Origin of the sequence: Streptomyces pimonensis, assembly GCF_041380215.1 — a bacterium.
GTDB lineage: Bacteria > Actinomycetota > Actinomycetes > Streptomycetales > Streptomycetaceae > Streptomyces > Streptomyces pimonensis.
The window spans coordinates 1-14,491 of the sequence record NZ_JAHWZY010000067.1 but is presented as its reverse complement, the minus strand read 5'-3'; the positions used below and the strand labels follow the sequence as shown (position 1 = coordinate 14,491).

10 protein-coding genes and 1 pseudogene are annotated in these 14,491 nt (G+C 71.7%); 6 read left to right on the top strand and 5 right to left on the bottom strand.

Annotated features, from left to right (window positions below):
• The 3 genes and pseudogenes from KYY02_RS32700 to KYY02_RS32690 form a co-directional block, all read right to left on the bottom strand.
• A pseudogene (locus KYY02_RS32700) lies at positions 1–209 on the bottom strand (hypothetical protein); the annotation flags it as partial.
• 243 nt (positions 210–452) lie between these two features.
• The gene (locus KYY02_RS32695) at positions 453–3,692 is read right to left on the bottom strand and encodes a S8 family peptidase (protein WP_371244512.1); all 3,240 of its coding nucleotides are present in this window, start codon (positions 3,690–3,692) and stop codon (positions 453–455) included.
• 992 nt (positions 3,693–4,684) lie between these two features.
• Positions 4,685–5,560 (bottom strand): DUF3152 domain-containing protein, encoded by an 876-nt coding sequence (locus tag KYY02_RS32690; RefSeq protein ID WP_371244510.1) that lies wholly within the window; start codon positions 5,558–5,560, stop codon positions 4,685–4,687.
• 163 nt (positions 5,561–5,723) lie between these two features.
• On the opposite strand from KYY02_RS32690, the gene KYY02_RS32685 reads away from it, so the two are divergent.
• The 6 genes from KYY02_RS32685 (at position 5,724) to KYY02_RS32660 (ending at position 12,379) form a co-directional block, all read left to right on the top strand.
• Entirely contained in the window at positions 5,724–6,410 is a 687-nt protein-coding gene (locus KYY02_RS32685) for a response regulator (RefSeq protein WP_371244508.1), read from the top strand.
• Positions 6,407–8,038, top strand: a complete 1,632-nt coding sequence (locus tag KYY02_RS32680) for an ATP-binding protein (RefSeq protein WP_371244506.1) — start codon at positions 6,407–6,409, stop codon at positions 8,036–8,038. The genes KYY02_RS32685 and KYY02_RS32680 overlap by 4 nt, the downstream gene beginning before the upstream one ends.
• Complete coding sequence (locus KYY02_RS32675; protein ID WP_371244504.1) at positions 8,035–8,667, top strand: hypothetical protein; 633 nt, start codon at positions 8,035–8,037, stop codon at positions 8,665–8,667. Before KYY02_RS32680 ends, KYY02_RS32675 begins: the two co-directional genes overlap by 4 nt.
• 156 nt (positions 8,668–8,823) lie before the next feature.
• Positions 8,824–10,497, top strand: coding sequence for a PucR family transcriptional regulator (locus KYY02_RS32670; protein WP_371244502.1), 1,674 nt, complete (start codon positions 8,824–8,826; stop codon positions 10,495–10,497).
• A gap of 213 nt (positions 10,498–10,710) precedes the next feature.
• Complete coding sequence (locus tag KYY02_RS32665) at positions 10,711–12,012, top strand: type III PLP-dependent enzyme domain-containing protein (RefSeq protein WP_371244500.1); 1,302 nt, start codon at positions 10,711–10,713, stop codon at positions 12,010–12,012.
• Positions 12,013–12,136: 124 nt separating this feature from the next.
• Complete coding sequence (locus KYY02_RS32660) at positions 12,137–12,379, top strand: hypothetical protein (RefSeq protein WP_371244498.1); 243 nt, start codon at positions 12,137–12,139, stop codon at positions 12,377–12,379.
• A 148-nt stretch (positions 12,380–12,527) separates the two neighbouring features.
• Here the strand turns inward: KYY02_RS32660 and KYY02_RS32655 are convergent, their stop codons facing one another.
• Positions 12,528–13,076: a DUF4232 domain-containing protein gene (locus KYY02_RS32655; protein ID WP_371244496.1), complete on the bottom strand. Its 549-nt coding sequence runs from the start codon at positions 13,074–13,076 to the stop codon at positions 12,528–12,530.
• An 858-nt stretch (positions 13,077–13,934) separates the two neighbouring features.
• Positions 13,935–14,491 (bottom strand): transposase (locus KYY02_RS32650; protein WP_371244494.1); only part of this gene is annotated, 557 nt, incomplete at its 5' end.

Below are 14,491 nucleotides of genomic sequence, written 5' to 3'. Positions count from 1 at the left end.
GAGCAACCGGACGTGTGCCGGTGGACCTCTCCCGTGACGACATCGACCCCTGCCTCCATGAAGTACGTGAGGTGGTGACCTACGTCGAGATACTCCACGATTTCCGCTTCATCCGGCTCGCCGGACGCTTGCACCTGAGCCCTCAGCGGTCCCGCAGCCAACTCGCTCAAATAGCCGAAGTCATCGAAGAAGCCGAGCAGCCTCAGCACGCGCACTCCCGTCAGCCTCTGCGATCTGAGCAGCAATCGAGGCGAGCATACGCAGACTCGAGGGCCGCCAGTACGGCCCATACGTGACCGCAGCCGCCCGGCCACGTGATCACGACCGAGCGACTGCTTGACCCTCTGTGCCACACGTCAGAGATCACGTGCTGCGACGACCACTGGAATCCGCCGAAGACCCGGGCCCTGTCGGTGAACGGGCCCTTCGGCCCTCGCCCTGCTGCCCTCGCCCTACCGGACCGTGAGGTAGGCGCGGTCGATCGTCTGAACCAGGGTGTTGCCGTCACGGTCGGTCAGCTTGGCACGCAGCGAGACGGTGCCCGGCTGCGCGGGGTGGTTCAGCGACAGGTGGGTGCCGTTGACGGCTCTGGCCGTGGTCCAGGTCCTGCCGTCGTCATAGGACACCTCGAACCCCAGCTTCTTGGCTGTCCGAGCGGTGGCCGCGCCCTCCACGGTGAAGGGCACCTGGAACCTCTTGCCGGCCTTCGCCGTACTGGTCAGTGACAGTCCGGGGGAGAAGCGGACCACGGACAGCGGCAGCCGGGCCCAACCGTCCCCGGACACGCCGGCCGACCTGAACGTCCACTGCGCCCGCACGCGGGTGCTTACCGCGAGTAGCTCAGGGTCCCGGGAGGCGTCGACGCTTAGTTCGTACCGGCCTTCCCCGGCGGGAACGGTGTACTCGGCGACGTTCAGCGGATCGCCCTCGGCGGGGATCTCTTCGCCGTCGGCGCGGAGCGAACTCTCCAGCTCCGTGTAGCCGCCGCTGCTCTCATGCCCCTCACCGTCGCCGAACATGGGCAGACGCGCCTTGATCGTGTTCCCGCTCCGCGCGATCCCGGGACGCCCCCACCGCGGTTCACCCTCACCCGGGGGCAGGAGCGGACCGAAGACACCGACGTTGAACCGCGCGGTGTAGCTCTTCCTCGGCTGGTACGCCGTGAACCTTCCCATCTGCGAGTTCCCCGACTCCCATTGGTGTACGGAGTAGGACCACTTGACGCCGTTACCGAGGACGTATTCAGAGGTCCGCAGCGGCAGTGGGCGCTGAGTGGGGGTGCTGAAGTCGGCCGCGAACTCGCCGATGGGTGTCAGGGGCATCACCGCGACCTGAGCGGTTGGCTCAGGGCCGGGCCTGCCGGCCGCGAAGTCGATCTCGGCCAGCTGCTCGCGCCGGACGTCGGCGGTGAAGCCGCCGAGCGAACCCGTACGGTTCCACGCGAGACGGTAGTTCACTGCGCGCCCGTCGGCCGACTGACGTGTCCAGAAACCGCTGTACTGGGCGTATGCCGCGTCCTTCGGGGCCTCCGGGCCGATGTGACCGACCTTGAAGCTCTGGAAATCGGGGAAGTCGAAGATGGACGGCGCAAAGCCCAAGGGCTGCCCGTCGGAGCGGGTGTAGCCCGGGATGAGCTGGGCGTGGTGGTTCTCGGCTCTCTCGTCGGGGACGGTGATGCGCGTGGGCCTGGCCTTCCGGGCGTCCATGACGACCGTGGTGTCCTTGGTCAGCTGCAGGGCCGGAGCCAGGAGGAGGGAGTCGGGGGCGGCGGACTCTCCGCTGGCGTTGAGGATCCCGGTGAGCGCGTAACCGCCCTTGGGCAGGCGCACCGTGATCTCGCCGTCCGTCGCGTCGGCGAACTCCTGGTAGTAGTCGCGGTCCCGGCCATCGATCGCCGTGAAACCCTTGCCGGTCGGCTTGCCGTCGTTGTCCAGGTGCTTGATGGTCAGGTCGTACGACTCGATCTCGCGCTCCACGCCGAAGGCGGTGCGCACCCGGGTCCGGTCGTCGGCCGAGGCTGCGGTCACCGAGCCGCCGTACGAGCCGTAGGCCTCGCCGCCGACGCGCGTGTCGGCGGTCACCGTGGTGCTCGCCGCACCGCCCGCCGCAACGGTGAGCTGCCGCGACGACATCTCGAACATGCCCTCGGGGGCGGGCCGGCCGTCCGTCCCGAACGCCTCGATCGCCAGGTCCAGGACGACCGGCTCGGTGCCGAGATTGCGGTACGTGATCTCCTTGGTCACCGGCTCGTCATCGGTGTGAGGCCACTTCGGGCGGCCGAAGCCGATCGGCCCCTGCTCGGCGACGACGGTCTGCCCGATCGCCCGGGCCACATCGGTGCGGCCGGTGCCCTGCTGGTACGCGTTGTACGGGCCGGGCTTAGCGGAAGCGGTGAGCGCCGCCTTGATCCGCTCGCCGGTCCAGTCCGGGTGCTGCTGCGCCAGGATGGCGGCGGCGCCCGCGACATGGGGAGTGGCCATCGACGTGCCGCTCAGGGTGGCGTAACCGGGCGTCCCGGAGGGGAACACCTGCTCCATGCCGCTCGCGGTGGAGGCGGCGGCCGTGATGTCGACGCCCGGCGCGGTCAGGTCCGGCTTGACTCCTCCGTTACCGACGCGCGGGCCGCGGCTGGAGGAGTCGGCGAGCTTGTCGGCCTTGTCGACCGCGCCGACCGTCAGTGCGGACTCGGCGCTGCCGGGTGATTCGACGGTGCTCTCGCCGTCCTCGCCCGCGTTGCCCGCGGCGATGACGAACAGCGTGTCCGTCTCGGCGGAGAGACGGTCGACCGTCTCCTCCAGCGGGTCGATGCCCTGGGTGTCGGTGCCGCCCAGACTGAGGTTGACGATCTGGGCGCCCTCGGCGACCGCCCACTCCATGCCCGCGATGATGTCGGACTCCCAGCCGCCGCCGCTGTCGTCCAGGACCTTGCCGTCCAGGATGCGCGCGCCGGGCGCGACGCCCTTGTACCTGCCCTGCGAACTGGCACCCGTACCGGCCACCGTCGAGGCCACATGGGTGCCGTGGCCGTCTCGGTCGACGCTGTCCTCGGCGTCGGAGAAGTTCCGTTCGGCGATCTCCTGGCCCGCCAGGTCGGGGTGCGTCTGGTCGACGCCGGTGTCCAGCACGGCGACCTTGACGCCCGTGCCGTCGAACCCGGCGCCCCAGGCCGTCGGCGCGCCCGTCTGGGCCACGCTCTTGTCCAGGCTGGCCTGGCGCTTGCCGTCCAGCCAGACTTTCACCACCTTCTTCACCGCCGGTGAGCCGGACAGCCGCGCCGTGCCCTGTCCACCGTCCCCGCCGTCGGTGAAGGTGTCCCAGAACGCGGGGTGGCCGTGCTTGTCGGCCCGTAGCGCCACGCCGTTGACGCTGGTCAGCTCCTGGCCGGCCTTGGCCCGTGCGTCGCGGAAGGCGCTCGCGGGGGGTGTCTCGTCCCCGGCGTAGGTGACGATCAGCGGCAGGTCGGACCGGCTCGCGTCGTCGTACCCGTACGCGACGAGTTGCGTCACGTCGAACAGTCGCCGGTCGAGCTTTCCCTGGGCGACAGCCGGCGCCGCGTCGCCCGGTATGACGAAGCTGTGCCCGTCGACCTTCCGGACCGAGAACGACGCGCCCTCGCGCCCCTTGGCCCTCTCGATCCCGGCGACAGAGCCGTCCGCGGCGATCAACGCCTTGTCGCCGGTGATCAGCGTCACCGTTTTGGGGCTCTTCGCCCCCGGAACGGACAGGGCCCTCCCTGAGCCTGCCGGAGCGTCAGGAGTCAGGGCGACGGCCTGGCCCACCCCCGGCATCCCGGTCGCGGTGACTACGGCGGCCATGGCGAGAGCCCCCAGCGGGACGGCCGCACGTATTCGTCTGCCGGGAGGTAAGGACATGTCCATGCTATCTCTTTCGTCGGGGGATGAAGGAACGAAGGGCTGGAGCACACAGGCCCGCCCCGCGATGACTCCGAGGTGGGAACGTCACGCCGTCCCATGCCGGCCAGGACAGGCCGGCAGTGGGTCCGCCGCGGGAGGCGGACCGCCCGGGCCGCGGGACCGGGATGCCGAAGACCTCGCGTGCTGAGCGACCACGGTCGTTGAAGCTAGGTCCGTTGTGTGACCGGACCTGGCTCGGACGATAACGGAACCGCATCGGCCGATCCGAGGATGTGCTCGGGGACCGTCACTTGGCCGACGGCAGGCGACCGCGGCCGCGTCAGCCGAGGATGCGCCCTTCTGCCGGTCCTTCTTCGTCAGCGCGTAGTCCGCCCCGTAGGTGGTCCAGGAGGCGGCGGGATCCTCGGGGGCCACGGGGGTGTAGGTGAACCCCTGCTTCTTCATGCAGGCCGCGACCGCGTTCTCCAAGAGGTACTGCTTCTTGAGATCGGCGTTCGCATCGGCGGGAATGTCGAGCTGCCCCGACGATCCGGCCGTGGTCTTCTCACCGTCCGACGCGTGGGACTCCGAGCCGGTGCCGGTGTCGATGCCACAAGCCGTCGGCAGCGGCAGCGGACCGACCGCCGCCGCGGCGACGGCCAGTCTCCGGACAGTGCGGGAACGAGTCATCCACTTCCATCCGATCCGGGGGAGGGGGATTCCGCCTGCGAACGCAGGAGAACGCCGAGTTCACAGTGGTGTCGGCAGTTCATGGCCCTGGGGCCGGTACATGACCGAGCTGTGACGGCCGGCCTGGGGACCGGCGCCGGTCATACGGGCGGCCCGGTGACGAAGTCACCGTTCTCGTCGTAGGGCCAGGCGTTGGCGACGCAGCCGTGCAGGCCCTTGATCTGCTGCATCATCACGGGGGCCAGTCGCCCGGCGCCCCCGCAGGTCAGGTGCGAGTGACCGAGGAAGTGCCCCACCTCGTGGTTGATGATCAGCGCCCGGTAGTCATGGATCGGCCCGTCGAAGTTGGGCGAGCCCTTGACCCAGCGCTTGAGGTTCACCACCACCCCTCCGGGAACCTCGCAGTTGTACTCGCCTCCGGTGTCCTGCTGGATGCCCGCCCAGCACAGGGCGTCCGCCGTCGCCGGTGTCGCGATCTTTATCGTGATGTCGTGCGGCGATCCCGCGCCCACCAGCTGGAACGCGTTGTTCGGGTCGTGGGTCCAGCCCCGCGGGGCGGCGAGTATCTCGGCGATCTCGTTCGCCGCCTGGGACGGCGAGATGTCGAGGCCGGTCTCGACCTCCACGATGTAGCGCACCGGGCGGGAACCGCTGCCCACCGTCTCCCCACTGGCCTGCGCGGTGACGAACGTACCGTTGCCCGTCGGGGGGACGTCGATCTCGGTCCGGCTCGCGGGGGGAGAGGGGGAGGAGGAAGGGGACGATGTGGGAGTGGGGGTGACGTGCGTGCTCCGCGGGTGCGGCGTACCGCTCGACGCGTCGCTCCGCCTGCCTCCCAGGAGGTACGCCGCCGAACCCAGCGGGCCGGCGGCCACCAGCAGGCCGATCAGCAGGCTCCGGCCCCGGTTGCGCGGCCGCCCCCGGCGATGGGCGGACCGGCGTCGGCGACCGGCGCGGTGACCGGCCGCGGTGCTGCCGGCGGCGGGTGCGGGTTGCCGCTCTCGTACCGAATACATGGCAGCTCAATCTGGTGATCCCAGATGATCCCCATGAGCCGGCGCTGTCACGGAAAGATAACGACGCCCGCGTTCCCCGGCCCGTGTGATCGTTGTGTAACGGCGGTCGGGGAGGGGCCTTCCTCGGGACGGTCATCTCGTCCGGTCTGCTTACACTGCCGAAATGCCACGGGTTCTGATCGTCGAAGACGACCTAGATGTCCGCAGGGCCGTCCAACTGGGTCTGCGGCATCAGGGGCATGAGGTCTTCGCCGTGGAAACGGGGGAGGAAGGGCTGGAACAGCTCCTCCCCTTCCGGCCGGACGTCGTCGTGCTCGATCTCATGCTGCCCGGCATGTCCGGCCTGGACGTGTGCCGCCGGGTCAGGGACCGCGACCAGGTGCCGATCATCATGGTGACGGCCCGGGGAGACGACGTCGACGTGGTCGTGGGACTGGAGACCGGTGCGGACGACTACGTGGTGAAGCCCGTGCAGGCCCGGGTGCTCGACGCACGGATACGGGCCGTACTGCGCAGACAGGACGCGTCGCTGCCGGACGGCACCCGTCCCCGGGCGGAGACGCACGGCGAGCTGGTCGTCGACCGCGCCGGGCTCGTGGTGACGCACCGCGGCGAACCCGTCACCCTCGCCCCCTCCGAACTGCGGCTGCTGCTGACCCTGTCGGCCTCGCCCGGCCAGGTGTTCAGCCGCCAGCAGCCGCTGGAAGCGGTCTGGGAACACAGTTACCACGGCGACATACGGCTCGTGGACGCCTGTGTGAAGCGACTGCGCAACAAACTCGGCGAGGGCAGGAATCCCCGTTACGTGCAGACCGTACGCGGGTTCGGTTACCGCTTCGGCACCTCATGAGCGACCGGACGTCCGCGCGGACACGGAGGACCGTACGGACGCGGAAGACCGCCGGGGAGCGGAGAACCGCACCCGAGGTCCCCACGGCCGAAGAGCCCCCCGCCGCCGTACCGGGTGCCGGCCCCCGGCGGTTCCTCCGGGCAGCCCTGGCACGCATCCCGCTCCCCCTGCGCGGTCTGCGCCCCCGCCTGCTGATGTCCTTCGTCCTGGTGGCCATGGCCAGCTCCCTGGGCACCGGGGCCCTCGCCTTCCGCGAGGCGCGCACGGGGGTGCTCCAGCAGAGCCAGGACTCCGTCATCAACCAGTTCCGTACGAGCGTCGACGCCGTCGCGCCCCACATCCCCATCGCCCCGAACCAGGCGGACCTCCAGTCCGCGGTGGACCAGGTGCTGGACACGAACCGTTCGTCGGGCTGGCGGATCATGGCCACGTACGGTGACCACCGCGCCTACGCGCCGAGCGCCGGTTTCGTCGAGCTGAGCCCCGAGATGCTCCGGTCCGTCCGGGACCGACGTGTCGCGGTGTTCCAGCGGATGAACGTCGACGGGCGCCCTCGTCTCGTCGTCGGCATGCCCGTCACGTACACCTGGGGCGAGGGCCTGGAGACCAGGCTCTCCGGGCTCGTCATGTACCTGGAGGTCCCGCAGACCACCGAAGAGGGGTACGTCGAGGCCATGGTCCACGGCATCGAGCGGGCCACCCTGGTGGCCCTGTGTCTCGCCGTCGTCCTGGCGCTGCTCGTGGCGAGCGGCGTACTGCGTCCCGTACGGGCGCTGCGCCGGGCGACGCGCCGGATGGCCGCGGGGCATCTCGACGTCCGGCTGGACGTCACCGGCTCCGACGAACTGGCCGATCTCTCTCAGTCCTTCAACGAGACGGCGGCCGAACTGGAGCGGACCGTACGGGAGCTGCGCCGCCTGGAGGCCCAGGGGCGCCGCTTCGTGGCGGACGTCTCCCACGAGCTGCGCACGCCGCTGGCGGCGATGTCGGCGGTCACCGACGTGCTGGACCTGGAGGGAGAAGGGGAGACCGGTGAGGCGCTGCGGCTCATCAGCGAGGGAACGAACCGGCTGAGCGGATTGGTGAACGACCTGATGGAGATCTCCCGTTTCGACGCGGGGGCGGCCGAACTCAACCTGGACGAGATCGACCTGGCCGAGTCCGTACGGCGCACCGTCGCCTTCCGGTGGCGGCAGGAGCAGGTGGAGACCCGGCTGCCCGGACCGGGTGAGCTCCGCGCGCGCGTCGATCCGCGCAGACTCGACGTGGTGACGGCCAATCTGATCGGCAACGCGCTGCGGCACGGAGAGCCGCCCGTGCGGCTGACCATGGGGGTACGGGTGGACGGGGCGGGCATGGCGTGGGCCGTCATCGAGGTGACCGACAACGGTCCGGGGATCGCCGAGGAGGCCATGCCGCACATCTTCGAGCGGTTCTACAAGGCGAGCACCTCACGGGCCAGGAGCGAGAGCAGCGGGCTGGGTCTGGCCATCACGGCGGAGAACGTGCGCCTGCACGGGGGGCGCATCCGGGCGGCGAACCTGCCCCGGGGCGGCGCGGCGTTCACGGTCGAACTCCCGCTGCACCGCGACGACACCGACAACGAGGCCGACGGGGGCACCCGGTGAGGGGCTCGCGGACGGCAGCGCTGCTGTCCGGGCTCACGGCCGTGGCCGCGGTCGCGGTCGCGGCCACGGCGTGCGGAGTCCCCCCGTCCGGTGTCATCGAGACCGGTGCGCCGGCGAGCGGCATGTTCTCCCCCAGTGCGACACCACCCTCGACGCCCGCCACCATCTCCCTCTTCTTCCTGCGCGACGGGGAGTTGATGCCCTATCCCCGCCGGATCGACGACGTCGGGGACCTCGAGGCCGTCGTACGCCTGCTGTTCGAGGGGCCGGCCGCGAACGAGGCCGCGATGGCCACCACGGAGCTGCCCCGCCTGTCGGACGCGCCGCGGGTGGCGATCGACAGCGGCATCCTCTTCGTCAAACTCCCCGGTGAGACGGATCCGCTGAACCGTCGGGCCATGCTCCAGCTGACGTGCACGGTGAACCACGCAGCTTCGCCGATCCCCACCGCCGTCCCCCGCGCCGACGCGGAAGCCGACGGCGACACCGCGCGCCGTTCCGCCGCGCCCAGCAGCCTCCATGTGTTCGGGGACGGATGGGCGATGACGCAGTCGGACCACGCGTGCCCCGCCGTGTCCCCTCCGCAGGAGCAGTCGGAAGCACCGACCCCGTGGGAGCCCTCCGGCTGACCACCGGACGGCCCCCGCCCAGGACGGCCCCCGCCCAGGACCGGAACCGGCCTTCCGGCCACGGCCCCCCACCTGCCCGCGCGGTGGCAGGCCGGCCGACCGCTTCCGGGCATATGCCTCACTCGTTCCTGTGAAGCCTTCTACACTCACCGTCACGTGACACACCGAAGTGGGGGCCGGATGGCGCTGAACGAGACGGCCGGGCAGGGGGACGGCACCGCGGCGGGACCGACGCTGGAAAGCCTGCTGTCGGTCATGGGGGCCGGTGCGCTGGAACCGTACGTGGCTCCCCGCGGTCTGGGGGTCGTGGTCGAGGGAGTCACCGTGCTGGACCCGCTGGAGGCGGGGCCGCCCCGGGGGCAGGTGGTGCTGGCCGTGGGCGTCGATCCGCACGCCGCCGCCGCCGTCGACGTCGTGCGCGAGGCCGCCGGATCGGGCGCGGCCGCGGTGGTCTTCGGGCCGGGGAGGCCGGGGCGGCCCCCGGAGGCGCTGCGGGCGGCTGTCGAGGACGCCGGTACGGCGGTGCTCTTCCGGACGGCGTGGTGCGGCTGGACCGAGCTGGTCGGCGCGCTGCGGGCCGGTCTGGTCCTGTCCGGAGTCCCCGCCGATCCGGCGGTGGCGGCCGTGCTGCCGGGCGATCTGAACGGGCTGGCCGACGCGGTGGCGGTCCTGGTGGGCGGCGCGGTGACGATCGAGGACGTGGAGTCCCGGGTCCTGGCGTACTCGTCCACGAAGGAGGACGTGGACGAGTTGCGCCGGCTGACGATCCTCGGCCGCCGGGTGCCGGAGTGGCGCGTGGCCGCCATGCGGGAGGCCGGGTTCTTCCAGGCGTTGTGGGGCTCGGGGGACGTCATCCACCGGCCGGCGCACGGGGAGAATCCGGAACGCCTGGTGGTGGCGGTCCGGGCGGGCGGGGAGATCCTGGGATCGATCTGGGTGGCGGCCGCGGGCGGTGACCTCCCGCCGCACGCCTCCGACACCCTGCGGTCGGCGGCGAGGGCGGCCGCCGCACACCTGCTGCACCACCGGTCGCACCGCACGCACGCCCGACTGGTCGAGGACACGGCCCGCGCGCTGCTCGACGGACGGGGATCCGCCGAGGTACTGACCGAACGCACCGGGATACCGGCGCACGGGCACTGCGGGGTCCTGGCGGTACGTCCCGGAGCCTCCTGCAAGGGGGAGGAGACCGGAAGACTGTGCGCCCTGCTGTCCGTGTGCTGCGGCGCGAACGGCCTCACGTCGGTGGTGGTGCCGGTCGACCAGGGAGCCCTGGTCCTGGTGGGCGCGCTGCACCAGGACATGCGGCGGGCCGTCGAACAGGTCGCGCGTCTGGGGAGGTCACTGGTGCGGCAGGTGGCCGACGTGTTCGGACCGGAGACGAGAATCGGTCTGGGCACGGTGGTCGACACCCCGGCGACCCTGCCCGAGTCCCGCCGGTCGGCGGACCTGGCACTGAGGGCCCTGCTCTCGGCGGGAGAGCACCGCACCGTCGCCTCCGCGGACGAGGTGGCCGAGTCGATCGCCCTGAACCAGATGCTGGACACGCTGACGGGAGCGGACCCGACGCCGGAGACACCGGTGGCACGCCTGGTGGCGTTCGACGCCGGGAACGGCGGGGGCACCCTGGTGCGGACCTTGCGGGTGTACCTGGACCACTTCGGCCATGTGCCGGACACCGCCCGGGCGCTGGGGGTGCACGCGAACAGCCTGAGGCACCGGATCAGCCGGATCACCGAGGTGTCCGGGCTCGACCTCCGCAGTCCGGACGCCCGGCTGCTCGCCCAGCTGCAACTGCGCCTCCTCGAGCGCGGGGGCCGGGAGGTGTGAGGACTCGGGCGCCGCCACGAAGAAGGGGCGGTTCCTTCGTGCCCGGGCACGAAGGCGGCCGCGCCACGTCCGCGGTTTCGCTCCGCGGTGAGAACCGCGCGGCGGAACACCGGGACTCCCGACGAAGACACCCGCACCGCCGCGACGGGAGTCTGGTGGTCCGCCCCACGGCGATCGTGGGGCGGTCAGACCCCGGCTCAGGGAGGGTGCACGATGAGTGGTTCCGGCAAGGCCGACCGGCGTGAGCGGATTCTGCGGGCAGCCGTACAGCAGGGACTCCTGGAACCCGAGACGGCCGTACTGGCCGGGTTCGTCGACCTCGACGGCGTCAACGAGACCGTCACGTCCCTGCGGAGCGCGTTCCCCGACTCCCTCCGGGTGCTGCACGCGTTCGCGGCCAAGGCGAACTGCCTGGTTCCCGTACTGGAGGAACTGCGCCTGAGCGGCATGGGCTGCGAGGTCGCCAGTGCGGGCGAACTCGCCCAGGCGCTGGAGGCGGGCTTCACACCCGCGCACATCGTGTTCGACTCCCCCGCCAAGACGCGGGCCGAACTGGCCCGGGCCCTGAGCCTGGGGGTCGCGGTGAACGCGGACAGCTTCCAGGAACTGGTGCGGCTGGACGAGATCCTGGCGGTCCGCCGTTCCGACTCGCGGATCGGCGTGCGCGTCAACCCCCAGGTCGGCGCCGGCTCGATCACCGCCATGAGCACCGCCACCGCGACCTCGAAGTTCGGCATTCCCTTGGAGGACGAGGGCAACCGGCGACGACTGCTCCAGGCGTACCGGGACCGCCCCTGGCTCACCTGGGTGCACACGCACGTCGGCTCGCAGGGCTGCCCCCTGGACCTGATCACCCGGGGCATCGCGAAGGCGGTGGAGTTCGCCGAGGAGATCAACGCCCACCTCGGCCACCGGCAGGTCACCTGCATCGACATCGGGGGCGGACTGCCGGTCAATTTCGCCGACGACGAGACGACGCCCGGCTTCGACACCTACGTGGACCACCTGCGCGCACACGCGCCGGTCCTGTTCTCGGGCGCGTACGAGATCGTCACCGAGTTCGGCCGCTCCGTGCTGGCCAAGAACGGGTTCACCGCCGCGTACGTCGAGTACACCAAGACCGTCGGCGGGCGTCCCATCGCGGTCACCCACGCCGGAGCGCAGGTCGCCACGCGGACGGTGTTCGCCCCCGACGCGTGGCCCCTGCGGATCGAGGCCCACGACCCCGGCGGCCGGGCCAAGCACGGCCGGCCCGTACGGCAGGACGTCGCGGGCCCGTGCTGCTTCGCCGGCGACCTGCTGGCCCGCGACCGGGCGCTGCCCCTCCTCGACGTCGGCGACCTCGTCGTCGTCCCGGACACCGGCGCCTATTACTTCTCCACGCCCTTCCACTACAACAGCCTGCCCGAACCCGCCGTGCACGGCGCCCATATCGACGCCGAGGGCCGGGTCACCTTCAGGCTGCTCCGCCCCGCGCAGGCCGCCCACCCGGTCCCGGCCCCCGCCGGACGGTGACCCCGGCTCTCCCGCATACCCCGCCAGAACCCCGATCACAGCCATTCGGGCCGGCGCGACCCGAGCGACCGTGTCCGGCTGCCCGGGGAGAACCATCACACCGAGGAAGGCAGGTGCAACCGCCATGAAAGTACGGCGCGCCCGGTCGGGGTGCTCCACGGAGGAAGCGGCGCCCCCGGGCCGGTGGAGGGGAGCCGGGCGGCGGCTGTCCGCCGCGCGGGTGCGCTGCGGCCGGGCGACGGGTGAGGCCGCGCGGTGGATCTCACGGCGCCGCCGCATCGCGGCCGACCAGTTCCTCCGGGGCGCGTGCTACGGAGCGGGTACGGCCGTAGTGGGTCTGCTGGCGGTGTGGGCGCAGAACCGCTGACGACGGAGACCGGGCCCGCGCTCCCCGCCTGGGAGGCGAGGACGCTCGGCCCTGACGCGCACCGCGCCCGCCGGCCGCACCGCGTCCCTGGTGGGGGCGGGACCCCGGTGCGGCCGGACGACGGCTGTGCCGTGGGACGCCGGGGCGGCTACCAGGAGAGGGCGTCCGCCGCGTTGCCCTGCCAGTAAGTGACGGTGGCGGCGCTGTTGAAGGAGGTACCGCCGTTCGGCAGCTTCAGGGTCTTCTCCTTGCCGGTCGCGTTGCCCTTCCTGTCGGCGAGGATCACGCCCGGGGTCTTCTCGTCGCCGCCCCCTTCGCCGTCGGGGGAGTACGTCAGGACGCCCGCGTAGGCGGACTGACCGGGCTTGAGCATCAGCTCGGCCTGTGGCGAGGTCTCCTCGGCCCACGGCAGCGGGGCCTGGGCGCCGGCGCCGGCCCTCGGGTAGGGGGCGCTGTAGGCGTAGCAGGGCTTGGCGCCGGTGTTGGTGGCCTTGAGCAGCAGGTGGTTGACCGGGCGGGACACCTCGGTGACGGTCGGCTCGGTGTTCGCCGCGGTGCAGGTGACGGTGGAGGGGGCCTGCTTCGTGGCGGCGGAGGCCGTCTGGCCGGCGGCCTGGACGCCGACGAACCCGAGGGCGGCGGCGACGACCATGGAGGAGGCGGCCGAGCGGGAGAGGAAACGAGTGGTGATACGCATGACGAGGCTGCTTTCTCCGGGTGTCGGAAAGACGGTCCTCCGGCTGTGAACCGTGCCGGCCGGTCTTGTCCCGGCCGTGCCGCCCGGGGTGCGGTGCGCCGGAAGCGCGGGCCGTACGGGCGGGGTCGAGCGGGGCCGGTCACCGTGTCCGGCGAGGCGCCGCTCCGGATGGCCCAAGCCTGTGCGATGCGGCGTCCCATCCGCCATTTCCTCCGGTGGTTCCGGAACGCCGGAATGCCCGAACCGGCTCTGGCCTGGGAGAACGCGGCTCTCCTGAGATGCCGGACGGGACGGGGGCGGGACGGGGCGGGGCGGCCGAGGAGACCGCTGATGTCGCTGCGCTGCCGCGCGAGTTCGGAGCAGCGCTCCGGGCCGAGTGCGAGGTCCCGGCGAAACAGGCGCATCCGAACGCCCCGACGCCGCACCGGTACCGCAGGGGGGAAGGAGTGCCGGTGCGGCGACGCGGCCGCCTCCCGCGCCGGCGCGGCTCCCGGTGAACCGGTCGGGCCGCACAGGCGCCGGGGCCGGTCCGTCCGGGCCGCTGACACCGGATACCGCTCCGCCGCCTTCGCGTGACCCGGCTGGCGGCCCGCTGACGCGCCGCACGCCGACCGGGCGAGCGCGACATTCACGGCATCCCCGCCGGCCCGTCCCGTCAAGTCCCGTCAATACGTTCCTCAGTTGTCACTCGCATGTCATACGCTGCGTCTCCGGCAGCGTTCGAACACCCGTCGTCGGGTGAGGGGGAACACGCGGCCGTTCGTTTTCGTCCGGTGACCACCGGGCTTCTTCTGTGGGGGGTTCACATCACTGTGCGCAGGCGCAGCATCGCGACCGCGACGGCACTCGCGGTCGTCCTCAATTCCGCGGCCCTGGTGGGGGCGTGGCGGGTCCGGCATCGGCCGACTCCGCGAGAATCCTTCCGGTGAGATCGGTCGGCGACATCGTCGTGGACGGTGCCCACTGCAGGGTGATGCGCCGGGCTGAGCGGGCGATGCGGGCCGGGACCTGGACCAGGTGGGCCCGGAGGGTGGCGGTGGTGGCCCTGGCGTGGAACGCGGAGGTCAGAGAACCGGCGGCCCGCAGCAGGTTGTAGGTCATCGCCCACAGGGTGAGCCAGGCCGCGTTGGCGTGGAAGTGCCCGGACGGCAGATGGGCCAGGGCCCCGGCCTTGCTGTCCGCGATGACCTGCTCGACCACGGCGTGGCGGCGGTGTTCCCGTTCGGCCTGGAGTGTCGGGGCGGGCCGGTCGGTGAAGAAGGGGTGGTAGCGCCAGACGGGAAACAGTTCGCCCTGCTCGCCCACGACCGGCGGTTTGGCCAGGTCACGGACCCGGCGCACGATCAGGCGGGCGGTTACCCGCTCTGCCTTCTTCCGGCTGGCGAACGCGGTGTACTCGGGCAGTTCGGGCGACC